This window comes from Chryseobacterium sp. P1-3, assembly GCF_000738495.1.
Lineage (GTDB): Bacteria > Bacteroidota > Bacteroidia > Flavobacteriales > Weeksellaceae > Chryseobacterium > Chryseobacterium gallinarum.
This window is the reverse complement of sequence record NZ_JPEQ01000007.1, coordinates 101,677-126,535: the sequence shown is the minus strand read 5'-3', so window position 1 is coordinate 126,535 and position 24,859 is coordinate 101,677. Positions and strand designations below refer to the sequence as shown.

General features: G+C 37.7%; 23 protein-coding genes and 1 pseudogene. 14 read left to right on the top strand and 10 right to left on the bottom strand.

The features are described 5' to 3' along the window. Positions 1 to 8 precede the first annotated feature (8 nt). From HX13_RS23940 to HX13_RS26315, 5 genes are all read left to right on the top strand, one after another. Complete coding sequence (locus HX13_RS23940; RefSeq protein WP_238555198.1) at positions 9 to 557, top strand: HlyD family secretion protein; 549 nt, start codon at positions 9 to 11, stop codon at positions 555 to 557. 304 nt (positions 558 to 861) lie between these two features. Beyond that, positions 862 to 1,614, top strand: a complete 753-nt coding sequence (locus tag HX13_RS09055; RefSeq protein ID WP_157837425.1) for a hypothetical protein — start codon at positions 862 to 864, stop codon at positions 1,612 to 1,614. Then, positions 1,611 to 2,378 carry a hypothetical protein gene (locus HX13_RS09050; RefSeq protein ID WP_050020817.1) on the top strand — a complete coding sequence of 256 codons (768 nt, stop codon included), beginning with the start codon at positions 1,611 to 1,613 and terminating at the stop codon, positions 2,376 to 2,378. The genes HX13_RS09055 and HX13_RS09050 overlap by 4 nt, the downstream gene beginning before the upstream one ends. Before the next feature lie 194 nt (positions 2,379 to 2,572). Beyond that, positions 2,573 to 3,973, top strand: coding sequence for an aldehyde dehydrogenase (locus HX13_RS09045; protein WP_262483537.1), 1,401 nt, complete (start codon positions 2,573 to 2,575; stop codon positions 3,971 to 3,973). A gap of 74 nt (positions 3,974 to 4,047) precedes the next feature. Beyond that, entirely contained in the window at positions 4,048 to 4,233 is a 186-nt protein-coding gene (locus HX13_RS26315) for a bacteriocin-like protein (protein WP_410493118.1), read from the top strand. A 69-nt stretch (positions 4,234 to 4,302) separates the two neighbouring features. On the opposite strand, the gene HX13_RS09040 is transcribed toward HX13_RS26315, so the two are convergent. Continuing rightward, complete coding sequence (locus HX13_RS09040) at positions 4,303 to 4,872, bottom strand: thioredoxin family protein (protein ID WP_082129233.1); 570 nt, start codon at positions 4,870 to 4,872, stop codon at positions 4,303 to 4,305. 80 nt (positions 4,873 to 4,952) lie between these two features. Between HX13_RS09040 and HX13_RS09035 the strand changes: the two are divergent. From HX13_RS09035 to HX13_RS09025, 3 genes and pseudogenes are all read left to right on the top strand, one after another. After that, a pseudogene (locus tag HX13_RS09035) lies at positions 4,953 to 5,844 on the top strand (lysophospholipid acyltransferase family protein). 1 nt (position 5,845) lies between these two features. Next, on the top strand, positions 5,846 to 6,829 hold the full coding sequence (locus HX13_RS09030; RefSeq protein ID WP_050020814.1) for a glycosyltransferase family 2 protein: 984 nt from the start codon (positions 5,846 to 5,848) through the stop codon (positions 6,827 to 6,829). A 126-nt stretch (positions 6,830 to 6,955) separates the two neighbouring features. Further along, positions 6,956 to 7,510, top strand: a complete 555-nt coding sequence (locus tag HX13_RS09025; protein WP_050020813.1) for a 3'-5' exonuclease — start codon at positions 6,956 to 6,958, stop codon at positions 7,508 to 7,510. Between the two features lie 135 nt (positions 7,511 to 7,645). Here HX13_RS09025 and apaG read toward each other — a convergent pair whose 3' ends face one another. From apaG to HX13_RS09005, 4 genes are all read right to left on the bottom strand, one after another. Then, positions 7,646 to 8,035 carry a Co2+/Mg2+ efflux protein ApaG gene (gene apaG, locus HX13_RS09020; protein ID WP_050020812.1) on the bottom strand — a complete coding sequence of 130 codons (390 nt, stop codon included), beginning with the start codon at positions 8,033 to 8,035 and terminating at the stop codon, positions 7,646 to 7,648. Positions 8,036 to 8,116: 81 nt separating this feature from the next. After that, positions 8,117 to 9,373: a 2-oxoglutarate dehydrogenase complex dihydrolipoyllysine-residue succinyltransferase gene (odhB, locus tag HX13_RS09015; protein ID WP_050020811.1), complete on the bottom strand. Its 1,257-nt coding sequence runs from the start codon at positions 9,371 to 9,373 to the stop codon at positions 8,117 to 8,119. Positions 9,374 to 9,414: 41 nt separating this feature from the next. Further along, complete coding sequence (locus tag HX13_RS09010) at positions 9,415 to 12,228, bottom strand: 2-oxoglutarate dehydrogenase E1 component (protein ID WP_050020810.1); 2,814 nt, start codon at positions 12,226 to 12,228, stop codon at positions 9,415 to 9,417. A 114-nt stretch (positions 12,229 to 12,342) separates the two neighbouring features. Then, positions 12,343 to 13,350: an SRPBCC family protein gene (locus HX13_RS09005; protein ID WP_238555197.1), complete on the bottom strand. Its 1,008-nt coding sequence runs from the start codon at positions 13,348 to 13,350 to the stop codon at positions 12,343 to 12,345. Positions 13,351 to 13,547: 197 nt separating this feature from the next. Between HX13_RS09005 and HX13_RS23935 the strand changes: the two genes are divergently transcribed. Next, positions 13,548 to 13,790, top strand: a complete 243-nt coding sequence (locus tag HX13_RS23935; RefSeq protein ID WP_238555196.1) for a hypothetical protein — start codon at positions 13,548 to 13,550, stop codon at positions 13,788 to 13,790. Between the two features lie 92 nt (positions 13,791 to 13,882). Next, entirely contained in the window at positions 13,883 to 15,013 is a 1,131-nt protein-coding gene (locus tag HX13_RS09000; RefSeq protein WP_238555195.1) for a S41 family peptidase, read from the top strand. 53 nt (positions 15,014 to 15,066) lie between these two features. On the opposite strand, the gene HX13_RS08995 is transcribed toward HX13_RS09000, so the two are convergent. The 5 genes from HX13_RS08995 to glgB all read right to left on the bottom strand — a co-directional run bounded on the left by HX13_RS08995 (position 15,067) and on the right by glgB (position 20,758). Then, complete coding sequence (locus HX13_RS08995) at positions 15,067 to 15,378, bottom strand: hypothetical protein (protein ID WP_238555291.1); 312 nt, start codon at positions 15,376 to 15,378, stop codon at positions 15,067 to 15,069. Positions 15,379 to 15,424: 46 nt separating this feature from the next. Next, entirely contained in the window at positions 15,425 to 15,655 is a 231-nt protein-coding gene (locus HX13_RS08990) for a hypothetical protein (RefSeq protein ID WP_128572301.1), read from the bottom strand. A 228-nt stretch (positions 15,656 to 15,883) separates the two neighbouring features. Beyond that, positions 15,884 to 17,152 carry a glucose-1-phosphate adenylyltransferase gene (locus tag HX13_RS08985; RefSeq protein WP_050020806.1) on the bottom strand — a complete coding sequence of 423 codons (1,269 nt, stop codon included), beginning with the start codon at positions 17,150 to 17,152 and terminating at the stop codon, positions 15,884 to 15,886. Positions 17,153 to 17,403: 251 nt separating this feature from the next. Next, a complete protein-coding gene (locus HX13_RS08980) occupies positions 17,404 to 18,810 on the bottom strand; it encodes a glycogen synthase (RefSeq protein WP_050020805.1) in 1,407 nt (468 codons plus the stop codon). A 1-nt stretch (position 18,811) separates the two neighbouring features. Next, positions 18,812 to 20,758, bottom strand: coding sequence for a 1,4-alpha-glucan branching protein GlgB (gene glgB / locus HX13_RS08975; protein WP_050021384.1), 1,947 nt, complete (start codon positions 20,756 to 20,758; stop codon positions 18,812 to 18,814). Positions 20,759 to 20,960: 202 nt separating this feature from the next. Between glgB and HX13_RS23930 the strand changes: the two genes are divergently transcribed. From HX13_RS23930 to HX13_RS08960, 4 genes are all read left to right on the top strand, one after another. After that, positions 20,961 to 21,497: a hypothetical protein gene (locus HX13_RS23930; protein ID WP_238555194.1), complete on the top strand. Its 537-nt coding sequence runs from the start codon at positions 20,961 to 20,963 to the stop codon at positions 21,495 to 21,497. Further along, complete coding sequence (locus HX13_RS23925; RefSeq protein ID WP_238555193.1) at positions 21,454 to 22,083, top strand: alpha/beta hydrolase; 630 nt, start codon at positions 21,454 to 21,456, stop codon at positions 22,081 to 22,083. Before HX13_RS23930 ends, HX13_RS23925 begins: the two co-directional genes overlap by 44 nt. A gap of 53 nt (positions 22,084 to 22,136) precedes the next feature. Then, positions 22,137 to 23,504: a M17 family metallopeptidase gene (locus HX13_RS08965; protein WP_238555192.1), complete on the top strand. Its 1,368-nt coding sequence runs from the start codon at positions 22,137 to 22,139 to the stop codon at positions 23,502 to 23,504. A 140-nt stretch (positions 23,505 to 23,644) separates the two neighbouring features. Further along, on the top strand, positions 23,645 to 24,859 hold the full coding sequence (locus HX13_RS08960) for an acetyl-CoA carboxylase biotin carboxylase subunit family protein (protein ID WP_050020803.1): 1,215 nt from the start codon (positions 23,645 to 23,647) through the stop codon (positions 24,857 to 24,859).

Below are 24,859 nucleotides of genomic sequence, written 5' to 3'. Positions count from 1 at the left end.
AGCTTCCTATGAACAGGCCAAAGCGAATCTTCTGGCTCTGGAGCAACAAAAAAAACGCGATAAAAGCAGGTGCTAATGAACAACAAACGAAAGTAGCTCCTGCAAAAAGCCAGATACAACAAAGCGCTGCCAGCCTGAACAATGCCAAGCTTTTCCTGTCATATACGGTAATTACAGCTCCTTATGACGGTTGGGTAGGCAAAAAAACGATTCAGGAAGGACAATTGATCAAAGAAGGCCAGGCCCTGGTACAAATTGTCAGCAAAGAAAAATGGATTATTGCCAATTACAAAGAAACCCAACTTGGACAAATTGATCCCAAACAGGAAGTAACAATTACGGCAGATGCCTATCCTGATATTGAATTTAAAGGAAAAATTGTTTCTGTTTCCCCGGCATCCGGTTCTCAATTTTCCCTTGTAAAACCTGATAATGCAACCGGGAACTTTGTAAAAATAGAGCAAAGATTTCCTGTAAAAATTATTCTTGATAATAATAAAGAGAACGAAAAATTACTCTCCGGAATGAATGTTCTGGTGAGTGCGAAAAAAATATAAACCTGATGGAAAAGATGGAAGTGGGAAGCTGGGACTAAAATAACCATTCATTTTTCTTATTTCGAACTTGGTTTAAATTATTTCAAATTACCGGATTTATCATCGCGAAAAGGCAAACCGCGAAGTGGCCTGCGTGCTTATGTTAAGCATATTTGGCATTTTACCTTTTACTTTACCCCACTGCTTTTTGTCTTTTCGCATTTTTATTATAAACAAAATGAATTTACTGATTCACCTTCTTAGCTTTTAAACTACTATGCAGCACAATACAGTTTATCATAAATGGTTACCGCAATGGTTAAAATTGCCTCTTCTTATCCTGGCATTATTCCCTCACATCATGTTGTTGTCATTGCTGCATTCCAATAGTGCTTTCACCTCTTCTTTTATGGATGTGGATTCAGATGACATTCAATATCTGATGATGCTGATGTATGGAACATTCGTAGTCACTCTTTTGGTTTTACAGCGGTTTATGTCGTATTTCAGTGTGAAGTATTATGTACTGCTTATGTCTTCCGTTTCTGTGATCCTTCTTTATATCTTATCTGTCACCAATGATTATCATGTCATTCTGGTAATCCGCTTTTTAGAAGGCTTTTTTGGATTGCTGGAAGGGGCTGTTTTCCTTCCATTAATCATCGCTGAATTAAAAACAAAACATGCAAAAGTTATCGCTTACCTTTTCATGTATGCTCTTATGCTGACAGGGGGAACTGTAACGACTACCCTGCTTAAATCAAGCATCCAGGATTATGATTTTCAGCATATGATTTTAATGATGGCTTACTTTCATGTTTTCGTTTTGATTCTGGGCTTTGTTATTTTCAACAAGAACCGTTTCTTCCCCAAAAAACCGTTATACCAAATGGATATCCCAAGCTGGTTTTTGCTTTGGGTTTGCCTCCAGTCCGGGGCATATGCTATTGTGTATGGAAAGAGATTGATGTGGTTTGAATCTGATACCATCATTATTTGCATTTTTATATTCCTGATTTCCGGCGGTTTATTCATGTTGAAACAAAGGAATTCAAAAACGTCCTTTATTTCATTATGAAATTTTCAGTTCAAAAAAATGTGATTGCAGGAATGATCTTGTTTTTCATTTTCTATCTCATTCGTTCAGGGCTAAATAATGTATACGGCATTATGGCAACAGTATGGAGATGGCCGTGGGATTATATTGTTAACATCCAGTACTGGAATGTGGCAGGAACACTCATTGGAGTTCTTTTATCAGGAATTTGCCTGGTTCGTGGCATTTCATCCAGGATTGTATTCTTTACAGGTTTTCTCCTGCTCGCAATAGACTGTGCATGGTTTACCTACACCTTTTACCCTGACACCACCTTAGCAACTATCTGCCCGCCGCTGTTCCTACAGGGGGTAGCACAAGGATTGTTATTTACTCCTTTGGTATTCTTTCTGATTTCAGGAATGCCGGAAGAATTTGTAGCTAATGCCAGTGCAATGGGAACCACTACCCGCTTCTGGGCCACAGCCATTGGGTATGCCTTAATGCAAAACCTGATGTTATTTCTGACATTAAAGCATTCCGATACCTTAAGTTTTAATCTTACAGCTACCAATCCTGTTTTTTATACGCAGTGGAACCAGGTTTTTGGAACCCATATTTCAAAACTTCCCGTTAATGAATCGTTATCAGTGACTGCAGGAACTTTTAAAGCAAAAATTACAGCACAATCCATTCTTCTTTCCAATATGGAAATTTTCACAGGATTATTCTGGCTGGCTTTGATTACAGCCCTTCTTTTGCTGCTTTACCATCCGGTAAAGATAGCAGTGAGAAATATTATGTAAAGGAGGGAAGCTGGAGGCTGGAAGTCCGAAGTTCCTGAAGTCTTAAAAATAATCTGAGCTCTTATTGATTGAATAAAACCTTAAATCTCTTTACAATAATTCCCTTAAAATAACAGCCCCTCCCAAACGACAAAATCAAACTTCCAGCTTCCCTCTCCCAGCTTCCAGCCTAACCAACTTTGGCCGGTTTATTGTTGCTTGTTTTTCACTACAAAACCACAAAAAGCGATCGTATGGAAATTGAAAAAATTTTACTGCGCCAAAGAGATTTTTTTATGACGCAGCAGACCAAAAGTCTTGCTTTTAGAAAAATGTACCTTGAGAAGCTTCGGAATCTTATTATTTCCAATGAAAATGTACTCTATGAAGCCATCCATAAAGACTTTGGCAAATCCAGATTTGATACTTTCACTACAGAGATTTCCTTTATTCTGAATGATATTGATTATTATATAAAAAATTTAAAATCTCTTGCCAAACCTGAAAAAGTTAGAACAAACCTTGTTAATCAACTTGGGAAAAGTAAAATTTATTCCGAACCCCTGGGCTGTACTTTAATCATCGGAGCCTGGAACTATCCCTACCAGCTCTCATTATCCCCTATGATAGCAGCCATTGCAGCGGGTAACTGTTGCATTGTGAAACCCAGTGAAATTGCTGAAAATACCATGAAGGCAATATCTTCCATAATCAACCAGAATTTTCCTTCCGAATACCTCTATGTTTACGAAGGTGGAATTAATGAAACTACAGCGCTCTTGAAGCTGAAGTTTGATAAAATATTCTTCACCGGAAGTACCCGTGTCGGGAAAATTGTCTACAAGGCCGCTGCCGAACACCTGACCCCCGTAGTGCTTGAATTGGGCGGCAAGTCTCCTGCTATTGTAACGAAGGATGCTTCCCTTGAAATAGCCGCCAGGAGAATTGTCTGGGGCAAATTTTTAAACGCCGGACAAACCTGCGTAGCTCCCGATTACCTTTTGATTGAAGAACCTGTGCAGGAACAGTTTCTGGAAATGCTGAGAAAATACATCAAAGAATTCCGGTACGAATCCGGGGCTGAACAATACACCAGGATTATTAACCATAGCCATTATCAACGGCTGACCCACCTTATTGACAGAAATAAAATCTATTGCGGCGGAAATTTCAATGAGGAACAGCTTTACATAGAACCTACAATTCTGAGTGATGTGAACTGGAATGATGAAGTCATGCAGGAAGAAATTTTTGGACCGATTCTTCCCGTTATTACTTTCCAAAGTTATAATGCAGCACTGAATTCCATCATGGAACTTGAAAAGCCATTGGCAGCATATCTTTTCACCAATAATGCTGAAGAAAAAGACCTGTTCACCAAAAAATTGTCATTCGGAGGAGGCTGTATCAATGATACTGTAATGCATCTGAGTAATGATCATCTACCGTTTGGAGGAGTAGGAAGCTCAGGTTTTGGAAGTTATCATGGAAAATATGGCTTTGCGGCCTTCTCACACCAAAAAGCCATTTTGGAAAAAAGAACATGGGGCGAACCTGATATTAAATATCCACCTTATTCTGAGAAAAAATTAAGCTGGATAAAGAAATTAATGTAATTTAATCCCAAAGTAGAGAATTTTTAAAATAATATTGTAGTTTTATTTCTGTTGGTCAACAAAATAAAAACATTATGAAAAATTTAAAAAAATTATCTCGTGATCAGTTAAGAACTGTTTCAGGAAAAGATTCTTGTGTTGCGACATGCTCTAATGGTTCTTTTGTATATGTTAGTTCATGTACATCATGTATCGATTATTCAGGTGGAGCAGCATGTTATAATTCACATGAGCAGAGCATTTATGTTGAAACCTGCTAAGCAAAATTTACGTAATAATAATTCCTATTACAAAATTGTAACAGGAATTATTATTATCAAACAGTACGTCTACTTTTTAGTTTTCCAAGTTTCAAAAAATTCTTTTACTCTGGATAAATCATAACCATTTCCTTCTTCTAATGGTTTACTATCCTGAACATGAATCATTTTACCATTTGTATCTAAAACAATGAAAACCGGATATCCATATTTTTCCCCAGGCTTCCCATATCTTGATAGGACTTTTTCATTTTTATTTTCAGGAGAATCATTCAAATGATAATAAAGGTAATTTTTATCTACAACTTCCTTCAGTTCAGGAGTTGTTTGTACAAAGTTATTAAAACGAAGGCACCATCCACACCAGTTTCCGCCGGCCTGAATCATAATATTCTTACCTTCCTTTTTCGCCTGAGCAACCAGCTTTTTAATATCTGCTTCAGCATCAGCCTTTGGATTATAAGGTTTAGGAAGCTTCGCTTTTTCTTCAGCTGCTTTTTTCTTTGCTTCCAGTTCTGCATGATCCGTTTTTACCAAAAGGGTATTATCCCCTTTCCTTTCCTCCTTTGGTTTATTGGTAGCCTGGGAAAAGCCAAGTACACTTAATCCCAGGAAAGCTATACATATCAGTTTTTTCATAATATAAAAATAAAAAAATAATACTTATCCCCCAGCAAAAATAGAACCATAATTTTATTATCACTAGATTTGCATGTTTTATGAATTTCCTGATCAAAATATTATTTTTTGTTTCCAAACTACCACTGAGAGTATTGTATATTTTCTCAGACATTATCTTTTTTTTTAAACTATTATCTGGTAGGATATAGAAAAAATGTCATTACCCAAAATCTGAAAAACTCTTTCCCGGATAAGTCTGACGAAGAAATAAGAAAAATCCGTAAGAAATTTTATCGCAATTTTTCAGATTATCTGGTAGAAACCATTAAATCTTTCAGTATTTCTGAAACGGAATCAAGAGTCAGAATGCAGCATATCAACCAGGAACTGTTTCATGATGCCAAAAAAGAAGGAAAAAATATCATTTTACTGGCAGGACACGTTTTCAATTGGGAATGGATCAATGCGTTGGCCAGAGTTATACCACAATCTCACTGCCATCCTGTCTACAGAAAAGTAAATAGTGACTTCTGGGAAAATCAGATGAAGAAAGTCAGGAATAAATTTGGAAATGAAGCTTTGGAAGCCAATTCCGTTATATTAAATATATTCCGTTCTAAAAACAATGGTGATTCGGCATATATGTTTGTGGCTGATCAGACCCCGCATTTTGCCCATGTTACTTATGGCTTAGAATTCCTGAACCAACGGACTCCTGTTTTTATAGGCTATGATAAACTGGCTACAAGAATGGACCTCATTTTTATTTACTGTGAAATGAAGAAGGTAAAACGTGGCTATTACCAGGTTAATTATCACAGAATAGAACCTGATGGCGAAAAGTTTACCGAATATGAGGTGGTAAGAAAGTTCCACAAATTACTGGAAAACACCTTACACAAACATCCTGATAATTACCTCTGGTCTCACCGTAAATGGAAATACCAGGACTCTATCAAAACGTATGATTCTGAAAAAAAATTAGATTGAAATGCAGAAAAAACTGGCAGTTGCCATCTTAAACTGGAATGGAAAAAATTGGCTTGAGAAATTTCTTCCAGGCGTGGTCCAATCTTCTCAAAATGCAGATATCTTTGTTATTGACAATCTTTCTACAGATGATTCTATAGAATTTGTAGAATCTCATTTTCCTACCGTAACAATTATCCGAAACAATAAAAACCACGGATTTGCCGGCGGTTATAACGAAGGATTAAAAAGTATTACCCATGAATTTTACTGCCTTCTGAATTCTGATGTAGAGGTTACCGCAAACTGGATAGATCCTGTATTGGAATTGTTTGAAAAAGACCTTCAGATCTCAGCAATACAGCCCAAAGTTTTATCTTATGATTATAAGGAATATTTTGAGTTTGCAGGAGCTGCAGGCGGTTTGATTGATAATCTGGGCTATCCTTATTGCCGGGGAAGGATTTTTGATGACCTGGAAGAAGATAAAGGTCAGTATAATGATGAAACAGAAATTTTCTGGGCTTCCGGATGCTGTTTTTTCATCCGCTCTAAAGATTTCTGGGACCAGCAAGGTTTTGATGAAAGATTTTTTGCCCACCAGGAAGAAATAGATCTGTGCTGGAGGCTTATCAATTCGGGAAAAAAGATTTTTTATACTGCGAAATCAACGGTATATCATGTAGGTGGCGGAACTTTAAACAAGCAAAATGCTCAAAAAACCTATTTAAATATCAGGAACAATCTTTCTATGATGTTAAAAAACCTGCCTTTTCCAAGGCTGATCTGGCTGATCTTTTTCAGGCTGTGCCTGGATGGTGTTGCGGGGATTTATTTCGGATTGAAGCATGGTTTTCCTCATTTATGGGCTGTTGTAAGAGCCCACTTTGGGTTTTATGCACAGGCTCCGGGAACCTGGAAACTCAGACAAAAACATCAGAAAGAAAAATTCTATCAATCAAAATGGCTCATTTTTAAACATTTTTTAGGCGGGAAAAATAGTTAAAGATTGCAGATTAAAATCTCTTTCTTTGAATTTTAAATATTAATTTTAATCAACAGAAAAAATCATCCTTCAAACGTTTAAATTTTAACCAGGAGAAGAAACAAAAAAACAACTAATTTACAATAAATGGATTTCTGCGCAATAGATTTTGAAACAGCTACTCACGAGAAAAGTTCTGCTTGTGAAATGGGAATTTGTGTGGTACAGGATTCTAAAATTGTAGAGACTAAGACCTGGCTGATCAAGCCACCCAGCTTTCCATATTTCAATAAATTTAATATTGCAGTACATGGAATTCAGCCTGAAGATGTAAAGGACGCTCCTACTTTTGATGAAATATGGTATGAAGCTCAGGAAATGATGTATGGAAGCCTGATGATTGCCCACAATGCAGGTTTTGATGCTTCAGTTTTAAGGGGATGTTTTGAGCATTACGGAATGTTTACGCCCAAGCTCAATTACCTGTGCAGTATACAACTCGCTAAAAAGTCATGGAATTATCTTCCCAGGTATGGTTTAAAGCCTCTTGCTGAATATCATCAGATCGAATTTAATCACCACAGAGCCGGGGCTGATGCGGAAGTTTGCGCCAAAATATCCCTGCTTGCTTTTGAAAAACTGTTCATCACCAGTAATGATGAAGTCAATGAATATATGAAAGCAAAAATCAGGAAGCTTTGATTCATATTTGACCACAGAATACGGATATAGTTTTTCTGATCTTATTTGCTGTTCAGGATTTTAATCACAGATTTTGCAGATTGGCACAGATGATTTATGTATAATATTCCTTTATCCTGTATCTGCTTTTTTACTTCAATTGCTTAGAACTTCAGATAGCAGATTAAATTTCGGAATATCTATTTCAAAGGTTTCCTGCGTCTCAAGGTTTTTAACCAGGTATTTTCCGCTCATATTTCCCACTCCGGAACGAAGCATTACATTCGAGAAATAAGCAAAATTTTCATTTGTTCCTATTTCCGGTGTTAACCCGATTACTCCGTCTCCTATAATCTCCGTATATCCAAAGCCTACATCAAAAATCAACCATTTCCTTTTCAGTACTTTTATAGGAAAGCTTCCGTCATTTTCTATAGTGATACTGTATTTGAAAACATATCGGTTTTCGGATGGGTAACTGTTTTTACTATCATATTCAGGTATTACTGAAACTTTGATATTGGAAGTCATTTTTGAAAACATCATTGTAGTATTTCCTTAATAGATACAAAAATCTCGCCTTTTTTAAGGCGAGATTATATATTTGCATTATAATTTTATTAAAACTTATAAGCCAAGGCCTTTTCTTTCGTCACCTCCCATTAAAATTCCAACAGGATTATCGATAGCTTCTTTTACTGCAACAAGGAAACCTACAGATTCTTTTCCGTCGATAATTCTGTGGTCATAAGACATAGCCACATACATCATTGGTCTGATTACCACCTGTCCGTCAACCGCTACCGGTCTCTGAATGATATTGTGCATACCTAAGATTGCAGATTGTGGCGGATTAATGATCGGTGTAGACATCATTGATCCGAAAGTACCACCGTTTGTAATGGTGAAAGTACCGCCGGTCATTTCATCTACAGTAATCTTACCGTCTCTTACTTTTGTAGCAAGGTCTTTGATATTGGCTTCGATTGCACTGAAAGACATGTTTTCTGCATTTCTCAATACAGGAACCATTAATCCTTTAGGGCCTGATACTGCAATTGAAATATCGCAGAAATCATAGTTTACTTTGAAGTCTCCGTCGATAGATGCGTTTACATCCGGATACATTTGTAATGCTCTTGTAACCGCTTTTGTGAAGAAGGACATGAAACCAAGTCCTACTCCATGTTTTTGAGCGAATTCTTCTTTATATTGTTTTCTTAATCTGAAGATTTCAGACATGTCAACTTCATTGAAAGTAGTCAACATTGCCGTTTCATTTTTCACAGAAACTAATCTCTGAGCAATTTTTCTTCTTAAAACTGAAAGCTTGGTTGTAGTAGTAGATCTTGAACCTGTTGCAGTAAGCGGACTTCCTCCTAAAGCAGGAACTGCAGCCAACTCAGCGTCAGATTTAGTGATTCTTCCGTCTCTTCCTGTTCCTGAAACCTGTGCAGCATCTACTCCTTTTTCATCAAGGATCTTTTTAGCAGCCGGAGATGGAGCTCCCGTTGCGTAAGTTTGTGCAGCAGCAACCGGAGCAGCTGGTTTTGGTGCTTCTTGTTTAGCAGGTTCAACAGCTTTCGGAGCTTCTTCCTGTTTTGGAGCTTCAGCAGCAGGTGCACTTCCACCTTCTGGTTTTGCAGCATCCATATCAATTAAACAAACTACCTGACCTACTTGTACCACATCACCTTCTTCTGCTTTCAAAGTGATGACCCCACTTTGTTCTGCCGGCAATTCAAGAGTTGCTTTGTCTGAATCTACTTCAGCGATAGGTTGATCCTTTTCTACATAATCACCATCTTTTACAAGCCAAGTTGCAATTTCAACTTCTGTAATTGATTCGCCCGGTGAAGGAACTTTCATTTCTAAAACTGACATATTGAGTATTTTTTTATTTTTTTAATTGATTATTATTTAAATTAAGCGGTAACAGGTCTTTTTGCCGGAGCATCGTCTCTGTCGAAAACCCTGTTGATTACTGCGTTCTGGTTTTTCTCGAACATTTTGTGGCTACCCGGAGCCGGTGCACCACTTGGTACCGGAGCCACTACCTGGATTCCGGTGTCTCTGAAGTTTCTCAGGATATAAGACCAGGCTCCCATATTCTCAGGTTCTTCCTGTGCCCAAATCAACTGTTTCCTGTTCTCATATTTGTTGAAAATAGCTTCAATAGCATCCGTTTGAAGAGGATATAGCTGCTCAAATCTTACCAATGCAATATTTTCACAGTTTAATTCTTCTTTTTTCGCCAATAGTTCAAAGTATAATTTACCTGAGCAAAGAACTAATTTTTCAACTTTTTTAGGATCTGCTGTAGGATCATCCAGAATTGGCTGGAATGAACCGTTTGCAAAGTCTTCAAGCGGAGAAACTACTTTTGGATGTCTCAACAGGGATTTAGGACTCATTACCACCAATGGTTTTCTGAATGCCCATTTCAGTTGTCTTCTCAACAGGTGGAAATAGTTGGCTGGTGAAGTAACGTTAGCTACTACCATATTTTCATTAGCACAAAGTGTTAAGAATCTTTCCAGTCTTGCTGAAGAGTGTTCTGCACCCTGGCCTTCTGATCCGTGAGGCAATAGCATTACTAAACCATCCTGGATTTTCCATTTTTCTTCTGCTGCCGCCAGATATTGGTCTACGATAATCTGGGCACCGTTCACGAAATCTCCGAACTGAGCCTCCCAGATCGTTAATGTATTTGGTGAAGCCATTGCATATCCGTAATCGAAGCCTAAAACCCCATATTCCGAAAGATGGGAATTGTAAACATCAAATCTGCTTTCAGATACGTGTCTTAACGGGATGTATTCTTCTTCTGTATCTTCTGTTTTTACTACAGCATGCCTGTGAGAGAAAGTTCCTCTTTCCACGTCTTCTCCGGAGATTCTCACATTATGACCTTCTACAAGAAGGGTTGCATATGCCAGCCACTCTCCTAACGCCCAGTCTAATGAGTTTCCTTCGATCGCTTTGATACGGTTATCAAAAAGTCTTGTAATCTTATTGATGAATTTCTTATCTGCAGGAAGGGTTGACATTTTAATAGCCAGTTCTTTCAATTTGGCCAGGTCATATTTTGTATCAACCGGTAACTGAAGTGCTCCTCTTTTTCCGATCGGATAATTTACCCAATCTTCGGCCATGAACACATCCATTACATTTTTCTCAATTTCCTTGGAAGCATCAAAATCCTTATCCAGAAGGGCTTTGAATTCCGTCTCCATTTTAGCGATTACATCGTTTGAAGTAACACTATCTTTCAGTAATTTATCTTTATAAATTTCTCTTGGATTCGGGTGTTTTGAAATTATTTTATACAAATTAGGTTGGGTGAACCTTGGTTCGTCACCTTCGTTGTGACCGTATTTTCTATATCCTAAAAGGTCGATATAAACATCTTTACCAAATTTAGCCCTGAAATCAGCAGCAAAGTGAATGGCATGAACAACAGCTTCAGCATCATCTGCATTGACATGCATTACAGGAGATTCCGTAACTTTTGCGATGTCTGTACAGTAGGTTGAAGATCTTGCATCCATATAATTTGTTGTAAACGATACCTGGTTGTTTACAACGATATGAACTGTTCCGCCTGTTCTGTAGCCTTCCAATGTCATCATCTGGGCAACTTCATAAGCTATACCTTGTCCAGCAATAGCTCCATCACCATGAATGATGATAGGTAAAACTTTAGAGAAATCCTTGTACTTATCGTCTACCTTTGCACGGCAGATCCCTTCTACAAGAGCAGCAACCGTTTCAAGGTGAGATGGGTTCGGAGTCAGGTTAATGCAAACTTCTTCTCCTGAAGCCGTTTTGATCTTTTTGGATGATCCCAAATGGTATTTAACATCCCCTGAGAATACATCTTCTTCGAATTCTTTTCCTTCAAATTCTGAAAAGATCTGCTTATAGGATTTTCCGAAAATATTGGTCAATACATTTAATCTCCCTCTGTGAGCCATTCCTAATACCACTTCATCCACTCCCAATTGAGAAGATCTTGAGATCAGCTGGTCTAAAGCAGGAATCAATGTTTCTCCTCCTTCCAGAGAGAATCTCTTCTGACCTACAAATTTCGTATGAAGATAGTTTTCAAACGCAACTGCCTGATTTAATTTTAATAAGATTTCTGTTTTTTCATTCGCAGAAAGACTCGGATGGTTTTCATTTACCTGCAGCCATTTCTTGATAAAATCTTTTTCTTCAACATTGTTGATGTGCATATATTCCACCCCGATAGAATCACAGTAGATATTTTCAAGGTGCTTGATCAATTCTGCTAATGTAGCAGGCTCTTTCATTCCTGTTTCAACGGCACAGTTGAATTTTGTATTTAAATCTTCTTTAGAAAGACCGAAGTTTTCGATATCTAAAGTAGGGGTATAATGTCTTCTTTCTCTGACAGGGTTTGTTTTTGTAAACAGATGCCCTCTTGTTCTGTAAGCCTCAATAAGGTTTACAACTTTGAATTCTTTTTTAATGTGCTCAGGAACCTCTCCATTTGATACGGCCTGAGAAATTTGCTGTACTGCCGGAGCAGTGCTGGCCGAAGCCTGAGTAAATTGGATGTTATCGTCATCTCCGTAGTTCTCTAAAGCAAAATCGAAGCCTTGAAAGAAAGCTTTCCATGATGGTTCTAGGGAATCCGGGAATTTTAAGTACTGTTGGTATAAATCCTCAATTAACTGAGAATGAGCTGCGTTTAGGAATGAAAATCTGTCCATTATTACAGTTTATCTATTTATTAAAATTTATTTGTAGAATTAATCTTCAAATTTAATAAAAAAAACCGACTTAGAACAGTCTCAAACCGTTAAAAAAAATTAAGAAAATAAAAATCACTTAAACACTGATAATGAGAGCTTCATGTTCACTGGTTGTCCTTCCATGGGGCGTTCAATAAAAGTCTGGGAGATGTCCCCAAAACGCATCTGATCCTTCTTTGCTTTCTGAATCAGCTGCTGAATTGCCTTAATTCTGCCTTCATAGGTTCCTTTATAGTACATCACATAGCTTTGGGACGGATTCACCGTTCTGAAGTTAAAATTATTGTCGGTAATTCCTATTTTTTTGGAAAGCGGAATACCCAGGAAATAGGAAACTTCTTTATCTTTATAGTTATCGGCATCGGTCATCAGAATAGGGTACCCGAATTCATCGTCTTTTTTCCCAAGATCCATGGTAACAAAATTATAAATCTTGTTATAGTTCATCACAATGTTTTTATACAAGGCATCTTTCTTGTTGGAGGTACTTACATTGATTCCGAGCAGCATTTTATCTTCTTCGTTTTCCACCATCAGACTATCGTATTTAATGGCTGCCATCTGATTATCTTTTTCCACCTTATTTCCAAGCACGTTTTTCAGGTTGACCATACTTTTGGTAATGTTTTCTGCAAAGCGGTCCTCAGTCCAGAAGTTTTCCACCCTCTTCCATACCGGAAGCTTAGGAGTATGTACGTACCAGATAATTTTTGTCTTTTCTGCGGAAACAGGTTTGAATTTAACATCCACCAGGGTAGGATTTTCATTTTCATCCTCGAAAAGCTGATATTTTAAAGTCTTATTGGGGTTTTCGTACCGGATAAACATTTCACCACCGGTATCATTTTTAGGATCTACATAACTGATAGCACTTCCCTGTCCTTCATAGGGCGTATAATAATCTATATCGATTGATTGTGAGCTGGTGAAAAAATTATTCCAACGCGTAAAATTCTGGAGATTATTAAACTGGGCAAATACTTTATCCACCGGATAATCGATTTCTTTTTCAATCGTAAAGTTTTTGCTTTCATCCACAAAATAATACATGGAAGCAGCATAAGCTCCCCCCAAAAGCACAATGATTAAAGTTATGATTTTAAAAATACGCATCGCACAAAAGTAATACAAATAAAAAAAGTGACCAATATGCTGAATGATCTGTAAAATTTTTTTTTGCTGGAAAATATTGATTTAATGATTAAAATCAACTACTTCAGCAGGTATGGTGGTATATATGTTGATGCCAGGTATAGCTTAATTTTAAATTTTTTCCTATGAAGAAGTTATTCGCATTTCCTTTGATGGTGTTCTCATCCATGGTATTTTCTCAATATTCTGTTTCAGAAATTCCGGAAGATGGCTATCTCAAAGACTTCGATATTGCCGTTGATATCATTCAAAAACAGCACCCTAATCCTTACCGGTTTCACAGTAAGGAAAGTATTACTAAGAAAATAGACTCTCTGCGTACTATTGTTAAAAAAAGATCCCAGCTATACCAATTTACTGATTCATAACCCAACCCGGATTATCGGGGATGGCCACAGTAATTTCAGCGCTGATTCTAATTATTTTGAGGACGTTCTGAGTTCTATTTATTTTTTTTCCTTTGCAGATTTATGTACATAACAACGAGTTGTATGTAAATGGAGACAATCCTTACCATATTGAAGTGGGCAGCCAGATTCTTGAGATTAATAATGTAACTGCTCCGGATCTGTTAAAAGCAGTTCCTAAAGCAGCAGATGGAAATATTAAAGTAGAAGATGTAGACCTTCCCTTTTATATTCCGTTTATTTTGAAAAACCACCCTCAAGATTTCACCTTAAAATATAAGACGCTTACCGGCGAAAATAAAACCGCCAAGCTAAGCGGTATACAATATCCAAGATTTTATTACGAGGCCAAACATGCCATACTGCCTATTGATCTGATTTCTGAAAGTTATGGGATTTATGGATATAAAATAGATGCTGACACCTATTATTTGTCTGTAAAATCTTTTTCCTATGATGAAAGTTTCTTTTATGAGCGATTAAAGAAATATTTCCAGGAGATTAAAGACCTTTCCTCTAAGAAGCTGATTATAGATATCCGCAATAATTCGGGAGGAGCCATCAGTAACGTTCCTTTATTATATTCTTTTATTGCCAAGGACAAAAGCTTTAATAATGAGTATCAATATGCCACTAAAGTGGTAGACATTAAGTATACCGATTATCTGGTGGATCCCCAAACCAACCGATATTATTCTGATAAAGACATTGCGGACCAGAATAATTTTATGAGACAACGGTTTGACAAAGCAGAAAAAGGAGATTACTATTTTGGCAATTCAAGACTTGATAATACTTATATAAAGAACTATCCCAGAGACGGATTGTTTTTTGGCGGAAAGGTTATAGTGCTTACCAACAACCGTACTTTCTCTGCTGCAACTTATTTTGCTTCTCTGTTCAAAAGTGAAAAAAGAGGTAAAATCGTAGGAAAAGAAACAGGCTCTTGCAGTAATTTTACTACCGCCGCATGGTTTCTTACTTACAGGCTTCCGAACACTAAAGCTGTTATCTCTATTCCCCGGACGGAAATTTTCTTCAACAATAATGATAAAGAAAATGTTTCCAACTGTAAAGGCGTAATCCCCGACCATACTATAAGCAGTAATGATTTCTTAACGTCACTGAAAGCACATAAGGATCCTGAACTGGAGTATTCACTTACTTTATTTTCTAAAAAATAAACAACAAAAGCCGGAAAATCCCGGCTTTTTTCATTTTGTATTTCAATAGAAACCTATTTTAGTCCGAAATTCTTCGAGATACCTACCCCGACTTCCTTACCGAAAGAAAAATTAAATCTGTTATTGGTAACATCAGCATCACTATCTTTCAAATAGCCATACCTTATCCCTCCGATATTGAAGTTTAACCCAAAGCCGTTTCTAAAGTTAATAAACAATGCCGGCGTAAAATTGGCATAGAAACCATTCATTTTTCTTTCACTGGTGGTTGCAGCAATAGTATAGGTGTCTTTCATGTTCTGATATCCCGCCCCCAAATCTCCATACACGGCAAAAGTCTGGCTTAATGGTACCGCGTAACGTATAAATGGCCCGATAGCAAAACTATTTTCCTTTAATGTACCTAAATCGTCAGGTTTTTTTTCCTGATGTAATGGTGGAATTAATACCTACTGTCCAGTGGTCATTAAACTGATACCCTACGGTTGGGGTAAAACTAAAGGATTCCACTTCACTTTTCTTACCTGAAACACTGGTATTATCACTGGTATACCCGATATTTCCTCCTAATAACAAGGTGTTTTTCTGCGCATTCATCATTCCGAACACAGCAATAGCTGCAATGATCAAATTTTTTTTCATAATTTCAATTGTATTTTTCAGCTCCAAATGTATAAAAAAATAATTAATCCCACACCAGTGATCAATATTTCATACTATATCTTTAAACTAACGTATAAAATAGTATAAAAACAACAAAAGCACCTCAATCTGAAGTGCTTTTATCTATATTTTCAGTAAAATTATTCTCTTCAACATTACGCTGAAAACTATTTTTGATGCCCAGATAAACATCTGTTTTTCTACTTTTTATCCAATATGCGTTCCCGGAGCCAGGACCACTCCTTTCTTCACCACCACAATACCATCCTGCACCGAGTAGGTTCCATAATCACCATCTGAAAGATGTTTTCCTCCGATAATCTTTACATTGTCGCCGATGTAACAGTTTTTATCCAGAATTGCCTTTTCGATATAACAATATTTTCCGATTCCCATATTAGGGCGTCCTGCTCTGTCGTTCGCAACAATATCTGTGGTATTCTGATAAAAATCAGCTCCCATTACATAGGAATTAACAATCGTACTGCCTTTATCAATTCTTGTCCGGTTTCCAATCACAGAGTTTTCAATCTTATCAGCCATAATGATACATCCGTCTCCAAAAACAGCTTTGCTGACATATGAGCCGTTAATTTTAGAAGGAGGCAGCATTCTCGCTCTTGTATAGATAGGAGAAGAAGAGAAAAGATTGAACTGAGGAAAATCCTGACAAAGATCCAGATTGGCTTCGTAGAAAGACTCAATGGTTCCGATATCTGTCCAGTATCCTTCATACTGATAGCTCAGGGTTTTATATTTCCCGATCGAACTTGGGATAATATCTTTTCCGAAATCATCTCCCGCTCCTTCTTCAAACATTTTTTTAAGGATATTCTTTGTGAAAATATAAATTCCCATGGAAGCCAGGAATTCTTTTCCCTTATGTTTATTTTCCTCTGAAACTTCGGACTGAAGACCTTCCAGCATATCATAACCGGGTTTTTCCACGAAAGAGGTAATATTGCCGTCATCATCAGATTTTAAAATTCCAAAACCTGTAGCGTCTTTGGCATTGACCGGGATGGTTGCAATCGTAAGATCACCGCCATTTTCAATATGGAAATCAAGCATTTCCCTGAAATCCATCTGGTAGAGCTGGTCTCCTGAAAGAATTAAGATATAGTCATAATCATATTTCTCAAGATGCTTCATAGATTGGCGTACTGCATCTGCTGTACCCTGATACCAGCTGTCATTTTCTACATTCTGCTCAGCCGCCAGAATATCTACAAATCCTTTACTGAAAATATCAAAATGATAGGAATTCTTGATATGTGAATTGAGGGATGCGGAATTAAACTGTGTTAAAACCAAAATCTTATTTAATCCTGAATTCAGGCAATTTGAAATAGGAATATCTACCAACCTGTATTTTCCCGCAATAGGAACTGCCGGTTTAGATCTTGAATACGTTAACGGGAATAGTCTTGTCCCTCTGCCGCCTCCCAAAACAATGGAGATTACGTTTCGTTTCATAAATATCTTGCGTTTTTTATTGTATTAAGTTGACTGTTCTATTTTAATATCTGCATGCACCGTACAGCAATTGTTTCTCTTATTATTTAGTCACAAGCATAGATTTTCACTTCATACATTTCTGCATGACCCTGCAATTTATCTCTTTACCTGCCCCATCAATTTCTATTACATTTCTTAAGCTGTTCCCTGATTGGCCGATTGGTAACCAGGTCCTGTTATAGAGATAAAAGATAAAGTTCTTTACCTTTTCAGCTATTATATAAAGCTATGTATTTTTCCGCAGATTTCTCCCATGCAAAATCAAAATTCATATTGGCATGAATAAGATTTTCCATCATTCCTTTTTGATTATAGACTCCCAGCGCCCTATTCATTGCATGGACAATATCATCTACGCCCGGGTAAGTAAAATTCAACCCTGCTCCTCCTGTGGAAATGTCTTCTACGGTATCCTTAAGTCCTCCCGTATATCTTACTACAGGAACGGTTCCGTATCGCATCGAATACATCTGGTTCAATCCGCAAGGTTCCACTCTTGAGGGCATCAGAAGAAAATCTGCAGATGCATAGATTTTATGAGAAAGGTGCTCTTTATATCCAAGATCCAATGCAAAATTGGTATAGGTATAATCATATTCTTTCAGTTTATTCTCTATATAAGTATTTCCTGAACCCAGAATCATGATGTTTAAAGCGCCATAGCTTTGCTTGATACTTTTCCACACGACATCAGGCAAGAGATCTGCACCTTTTTCAGTAGCAAACCTTCCGATAAAAGCAAATAAAGGAAGTTCAGGTTTAAGCCCGTATTCTTTGCATAATTTCTCTTTATTTTTTTTCTTTTGGGCAACGGCATTTTTACTGGTGAAATTAAAATCAAGCATCGGATCTGTTTCAGGATTCCAGACTTCTGTATCAATACCGTTGATAATTCCGTAAGCCTTCCCGAATTCCTGACGGACCAGACTTTCCAGTCCTCTGAAACTGATAAAAAGTTCCTCCAGATATCCTTCGGAAACCGTGGTAAAAGCATGAGAACATTTAATCATACTGGCCAGCGGATTAATCAATCCGTTCCAATCCATAAGTCCCCACTTATACCGGTCAAAAGACGGCATGTAATTCGCCATATCCCAACTCATCATTCCCTGATACTCCCCATTATGAATAGTCCCGATAGTCTTTACCCCTTTCAGGGATATAAATTCGGGGCAATTTTCAATCATAAAAGGGACCAGACCTGTATGATAATCATGGCAATGCAAAATATCCGGCCGGATTTCCATTGCACACATCCAATGCAACAGCCCCTGCTGAAAGGCCAGGAACTGAAAACTTTCATCCTGATATCCATAGGGATTATCCCTGTCCAGCAATCCGGGAATTTTCACCATATATAATCCGAATCCCAGCGCATCGTTTTTTTCTTTTAAAACCTGAACCTGGAGCATGTTAGGTCCCTGATGAATAAAACCATCAAAAACAAGCTCAAACTCATGATCATACACGAAAGGTTTATTATACCAGGGCATTACTACCCTGGCATCTACTCCTTTTATTTTATTCTGATATTTCGGAAGGGCCCCTACTACATCTGCAAGTCCTCCTACTTTGGCTACAGGATAACATTCTGTACTTAAATGATAGACAACCATTTTATCTTTTGTGTTTAATTCTGTGCAATTTATATTTTTTATCTTTTCTCTGTTTCAAAATAACTCCTGCTAACGGGGGCAGCTTTATTGTTATTGTTTTCTGATATCCTCGCCATTCTTCATATTTCTCTTCCAGGATTTCAGGATTCACTCCGCTACCACCATATTCCATATCATCTGAATTTAAAACCACGTCCCAATGTGTTCCCGTATGAGTCCCGATTTTATAGTCAAGCACCCTGGGAGCCAGATTAAGAATCACCATACAAACATCATCCCTCTTTTTCCCTTTCCTTACATATACGTATATTGAATTTTCCAGATCATCAGCCTCCACCCATTCAAAACCGGCTTTCTCAAACTGATTTTCATAAAGTGCAGATTCTGTCCTGTAGAGATGATTCAGTTCTTTTACAAGAGTCTGCAATCCTTTATGGACAGGATATTCCAGCAGATGCCAATCCAGGCTTCGGGTAAAATTCCATTCATTGGTTTGTCCGAATTCATCTCCCATAAAAAGCAGTTTGGCCCCCGGATGGGTAAACATATATACATACAAGGTACGAAGATTAGCAAACTTCTGCCACTCATCACCTCTCATTTTGTAAATTAAGCTTGCTTTTCCATGCACCACCTCATCATGGGACAAGGGCATCATATAATTTTCATTATACATGTACATAGAAGCAAATGTAAGCTTATGATGATGAAATTTCCTGTTGATAAAATCTTCCTTAAAATAATCCAGCGTGTCATGCATCCATCCCATCATCCATTTCATTCCGAAGCCCACCCCGCCATCATGAACAGGTTTTGTAAGCATAGGAAAATCTGAGCTTTCTTCTGCTATGGTTATAATATAATCCCCGAATTCCTTATATACTGCTGTATTGAATTCCTCCAGGAAAGTTTTTGCTTCGAGATTTACATTTCCTCCGTATATATTGGGTTCCCATTCTCCTTCGTTCCGGGAATAGTCCAGATGAAGCATTGAAGTTACTGCATCTACCCGTAATCCGTCAGCATGATACCGGTCCAGCCAGAACATGGCATTGGAAATAAGGAAAGATTTTACCTCATTTCTTCCGTAATTGAAAATATAAGATTTCCAGTCGGGATGAAAACCTTTTCTGGGATCTTCGTGTTCATAGAGATGGGTACCGTCAAAACGATGAAGTCCGTTGGCATCTCCCGGAAAGTGGGAAGGTACCCAATCCAGAATAACCCCGATATCATTCTGATGGAGCTCATCAATCAGAAACATCAGATCCTGAGGTGAGCCAAAACGTGAAGTCGCTGCATAAAAACCTGTAATCTGATATCCCCAGCTGGGATCATACGGATACTCCATTACCGGCATAAACTCCACATGGGTAAACTCCATTTCTTTAATATAGGGAATAAGTTTTTGGGCAATATCACGATAATTTAAAAACCGTTCGGGGGCATCTTTATCTCTTATCCATGATCCCAGATGCATTTCATATACGGATAGCGGGGCCTTCAGGCTATTTTTTTTCCATCTTTTTTCCATCCATCCTGCGTCATTCCATTCATACCAGGTGGTAGAAACCAATGAGGCAGCCTGAATATTTTGCTCCCAGCTTAAAGCATAAGGGTCACTTTTTTCCAGGATTTCACCTCTTGCCGTTTCAATAGCATATTTGTATAACGTTCCCCAGGTAAGTCCTTCTATAAATCCTTCCCAGATCCCTGATCCGTCCCATCTCGGAAACAGGATATGATCTTTATGATTCCAGTTATTAAAATTCCCGATCACGGAAACTTTTTTTGCATGGGGTGCCCAGACTGAAAAGTAGACGCCTTGTATACCGTCCTTCTCTACAGAATGGGAACCGAATTTACCATATAGCTTATAGTGCCTGCCTTCTTTGAAAAGGTACACATCATGATCAGTGAAAAGCGTATAGGTTTTAACAGAATTCATCAAGACCGGTTTGTATTTATATTTTCTCTGAAACTAAGAAAAATACTGACAACAGCGGTTAATAATTAATCAAATAATCGTCAAGTTAATTTTTCTCCTCCACTCAATCTATCAAATATATCATTTTTTTAAACTCACTTTTTTATGATTTCGAAACAAACTTTTTTATAAATTTAGCATCAACATTAACTAAACACACACGATGAGGTTTGAACTGTATACAGATGAAAAAGATGATAGACCTGTATTTATCACGGGAAATTTCAACAATTGGAATCCTAAAGACTACAACTATCAGCTCAAACAGAAAAATTCCAACACTTACTTTACAGAGATAGACAACCGGATTCTCCCGGACGAAATTGAGTACAAATTCACCAAAGGAGGCTGGGAAAACGTAGAACTGGACCAATATGGAAATATCACTCCCAACCGGAAAGTAAAATTAACAGCAGGAAAAACCTGTGATACGGTTGAAAAATGGAGGCTGAACTGGGGGCCTTTCAAAGACGAGTTCTTTCCCATCGCTGAAGTAATTTCTGAAGAGTTTTATATTCCCCAGCTTGACCGGTACCGTAAAGTATGGGCCCTGCTTCCCCATGATTATTATGTATCCAATAAAAGCTATCCGGTTTTATACCTTCAGGATGCTCAGAACCTTTTCAATGAAGGCAGCGGTTTCGGAAACTGGGAAATTGATAAAAAAACTCTCTATTCTTTCGGAATACGGGCGTGGTGACCTGATCATTATTGCAATAGAACATGGAAGTGAAGAAAGAATTAAAGAATATATTTTTGATAATGATAACGTTGCCAATGGCTCTGAGGGCAAAAAATACATCCGCTTCATTGCCGACACCTTAAAGCCCTTTGTAGACGAAAACTACCGTACTAAAAAAGATCGTGAAAATACAGGTATTGGCGGCAGCTCATTAGGTGCCCTTATCAGCATTTACAGTGGTTTCCTTTACCCGGAAGTATATTCTAAATTGTTGATTTTTTCTCCCTCACTCTGGGTAGAACCTAATAATAATTTTCCCATGATGAACTTCAGGGTTCCTTTTAAAACAAAAATCTATTTATATGGCGGAGGGCAGGAAGGTTCTAAAATGGTCAAAAGAATTCATATTTTCGAAGAGTATCTGAAAAGATGGGAAAAGAAAAACCTTTTTGATTTTGAATTCAGGACCAATATTAATCCTGAAGGTACACACAATGAATTTTATTGGTCCCAGGAATTTCCAAGAGCCATCGAATGGCTGTTTTATGACAATACTGAAAACCCGGTAGAAGTAAAACCTCAGCAACAAAGCATTAAGAACTAATTTTATGAAACTAATCAATAAAAAAAATAAAAAACTACACTCAGGTTTTCCAGTTGTTCACTGAAGAAGAATGGATAAAATCAGGGAAAAATTTCAACAAAAACATAGATACATTTTTCACAGGGAAAAAGCATGAGGTTTTCATCAGTACTCATGAAGAGGGAATTATCTACTTTATTGGTCTGGGAAAATCCACCTTTCAGAATTTCGAGATTCAGCAGGTGGCCGTGAAGTTCTCACAAACCCAAAAAGAAAAGCTACAAAATGTTCCAACATTAATGATTGCAGATTTTCTTAACGAAAAACAATTTGAAGAGTTTGTAAAAGGATTGCTTATCGGAACCTATCATTACCCTTTTGAAAAAAGCCATCCTTTCTGGTCCCCTAAATTTGAACTTCATTTCGAAAACCTGAGCCAGAAAAAACTAGATCATATCATCCAAAGATCAGAAGCGATCAGCAATGGACAAATTGCCTGCCAGGAATGGCTGAATAAACCCGCAAACCTTAAAAAACCGGATACTTTCAGTCTGTACCTTAAAAACCTTGCTAAAAAATATGATTTAAAATATACGGTTTTCAACAGAAAGAAGTGTGAAGAGATAGGACTGGGTGCATATCTGGCCGTCAATCAGGCGAGTGCGTATGATGCAGCATTCACCATCCTGGAATATAAAACCACGGTAAAAAATGCCAAAACATTTGGCTTGGTGGGAAAATGTGTACTGTTTGACACCGGAGGAATTTCCCTGAAACCCTTTACCAATATGCATTATATGAAATCTGACTTGGGTGGGGCAACCGCTGTTTTGGGAACTTTAATCTACGCTGCAGAAATGAATCTGCCCGTTAATATCATCGCTGTTCTTCCTATCACAGATAATGCTATTTCTGAAAAAGCCCTGCTTCCAAGTGATGTTATTACAGCCTACAACGGGAAGACCATTGAGGTTATGGATACTGATGCCGAAGGCAGGCTGATTCTTGCCGATGGGCTTTCGTACTTAGCCAAAAACTATAAAACAGATTTCCTTATTGATCTGGCCACTTTGACAGGAAGTTCGGTAAGGATGTTTGGGGACACCTGCGGGGCACTTTTTTCCAACAATGAAGAACTGAAAAACCTTTTGATAAAAACCGGAGACCAAACCAATCAAAGGCTCTGGAATCTGCCATTGTGGGAGGTTTGGAAAGACGATATACAGTCTGACGTAGCCGACTTGAAAAACATGTCCCTAAAACCTGTTGGAGATTGTATTATCGCTGCCAAATTCTTAGAGCATTTCATTGAAGGCCATTCTAAATGGGCTCATCTGGATATTGCAGGTGTGGCATTCGGAAATGTAGGCTATGCCAAGGAAAAAGCGGCTACTGGTTTTGGTGTCCAATTGCTGGTGAATTTAATCGAAAATTATCACTAAAAATTAGTTTATTACAAAAATTCTCTGTATACTTGATTAGTAGTTTTCAAAAGTACATCATATTTTCATTTTTGATATTAATCAAACAATAAAGATTTGCTTTTATTTTTGATAATCTACTAAAATTAAAAAAACATTATATGGAGGAGAAAATTATTGTATGCATTTCGTGCTATTACAAAGGCTACGATTTCATGGACGAAATGAAGAAGCTTGGTAATAAAATCATCTTAGTAACATCAGAGAACCTTAAAGAAAAAAACTGGCCCTGGCATGCTATTGAAGAGGCATATTATATGCCTGAGCTTAAACCGTCCGTTTGGAACCTGGAACATCTGATCCAGGGATTTTCACACCTGATGAAAACAAGGAAAATAGACGCGGTAGTTGCCCTTGATGATTATGATGTGGAAAAAGCAGCCCTGATCCGGGAAACCTTTCGTATTCCGGGAATGGGACAAACTACCCATCGTTATTTCAGAGATAAACTGGCTATGCGGCAAAAAGCAAAAGAATCAGACATCAATGTTCCGGAGTTCACAGCAGTCTTTAATGATGATATAGTAAATGATTTTGTAGACAGAACACCTCCCCCCTGGGTATTGAAACCCCGGTCGGAAGCATCTGCATCAGGTATCAAAAAAATTACTTCCAAAGAACAGCTTTTTGAAGCTTTGGACACATTGGGAGAAGAGCGTCATCTTTTTTTGCTGGAAAGTTTTAAACCCGGAGATGTATATCATGTAGACAGTCTGACCTTCCATAAAGAAATCGTATTTACTTCCGCTTCCAGATACCTTGCTCCACCTATGCAGGTATCCCATGAAGGAGGGGTATTCAGGTCCAAAACATTAGGAAGAGATTCTGAAGAATTTAAAGCACTGGAGGAGGTTAATGCCAGAGTACTATCCGGATTTGGTCTTATCAATGGAGCTACCCATACGGAGTTTATCCGGGGGAAAGAAGATGGAAAATGGTATTTCCTGGAAACCTCATCAAGAGTTGGAGGGGCCCATATTCCCGATTTGGTAGAAGCTTCCAGCGGGATCAATATCTGGAGAGAATGGGCAAGGATTGAAGATGCCCTTTTAAGAGGTAAGAGTTATCATATCTCTCCTCCTGCAGAATATTATTCGGGATTAATTGTTGCTCTGATTAAAGATAGAGAACCTGATTACAGCCAATTTGAATGCGAAGAAGCAGTAAAATTTCTTCCGATAGATTACCATGTAGGGATAGTTTATAAATCCCCTGATGCTGATATTATACAGGAAAGGTTAGACAGTGCTGCTAAAAAGATCCATACGGAAATGTTGAATATCCTGCCTCCCAAAAGCAGTAAACTGAGCAGCTAA

Excerpts from the sequence above, each read along its gene's own strand:
- HX13_RS23940 (WP_238555198.1), top strand. The coding sequence starts at position 9 with ATGAACAGGCCAAAGCGAATCTTCTGGCTCTGGAGCAACAAAAAAAAC.
- HX13_RS09050 (WP_050020817.1), top strand. The coding sequence starts at position 1,611 with ATGAAATTTTCAGTTCAAAAAAATGTGATTGCAGGAATGATCTTGTTT.
- HX13_RS26315 (WP_410493118.1), top strand. The coding sequence starts at position 4,048 with ATGAAAAATTTAAAAAAATTATCTCGTGATCAGTTAAGAACTGTTTCA.
- HX13_RS09040 (WP_082129233.1), bottom strand. The coding sequence starts at position 4,872 with ATGAAAAAACTGATATGTATAGCTTTCCTGGGATTAAGTGTACTTGGC.
- HX13_RS09030 (WP_050020814.1), top strand. The coding sequence starts at position 5,846 with ATGCAGAAAAAACTGGCAGTTGCCATCTTAAACTGGAATGGAAAAAAT.
- HX13_RS09025 (WP_050020813.1), top strand. The coding sequence starts at position 6,956 with ATGGATTTCTGCGCAATAGATTTTGAAACAGCTACTCACGAGAAAAGT.
- apaG (WP_050020812.1), bottom strand. The coding sequence starts at position 8,035 with ATGATGTTTTCAAAAATGACTTCCAATATCAAAGTTTCAGTAATACCT.
- odhB (WP_050020811.1), bottom strand. The coding sequence starts at position 9,373 with ATGTCAGTTTTAGAAATGAAAGTTCCTTCACCGGGCGAATCAATTACA.
- HX13_RS09010 (WP_050020810.1), bottom strand. The coding sequence starts at position 12,228 with ATGGACAGATTTTCATTCCTAAACGCAGCTCATTCTCAGTTAATTGAG.
- HX13_RS23935 (WP_238555196.1), top strand. The coding sequence starts at position 13,548 with ATGAAGAAGTTATTCGCATTTCCTTTGATGGTGTTCTCATCCATGGTA.
- HX13_RS08990 (WP_128572301.1), bottom strand. The coding sequence starts at position 15,655 with ATGAAAAAAAATTTGATCATTGCAGCTATTGCTGTGTTCGGAATGATG.
- HX13_RS08985 (WP_050020806.1), bottom strand. The coding sequence starts at position 17,152 with ATGAAACGAAACGTAATCTCCATTGTTTTGGGAGGCGGCAGAGGGACA.
- HX13_RS08980 (WP_050020805.1), bottom strand. The coding sequence starts at position 18,810 with ATGGTTGTCTATCATTTAAGTACAGAATGTTATCCTGTAGCCAAAGTA.
- glgB (WP_050021384.1), bottom strand. The coding sequence starts at position 20,758 with ATGAATTCTGTTAAAACCTATACGCTTTTCACTGATCATGATGTGTAC.
- HX13_RS23930 (WP_238555194.1), top strand. The coding sequence starts at position 20,961 with ATGAGGTTTGAACTGTATACAGATGAAAAAGATGATAGACCTGTATTT.
- HX13_RS08960 (WP_050020803.1), top strand. The coding sequence starts at position 23,645 with ATGGAGGAGAAAATTATTGTATGCATTTCGTGCTATTACAAAGGCTAC.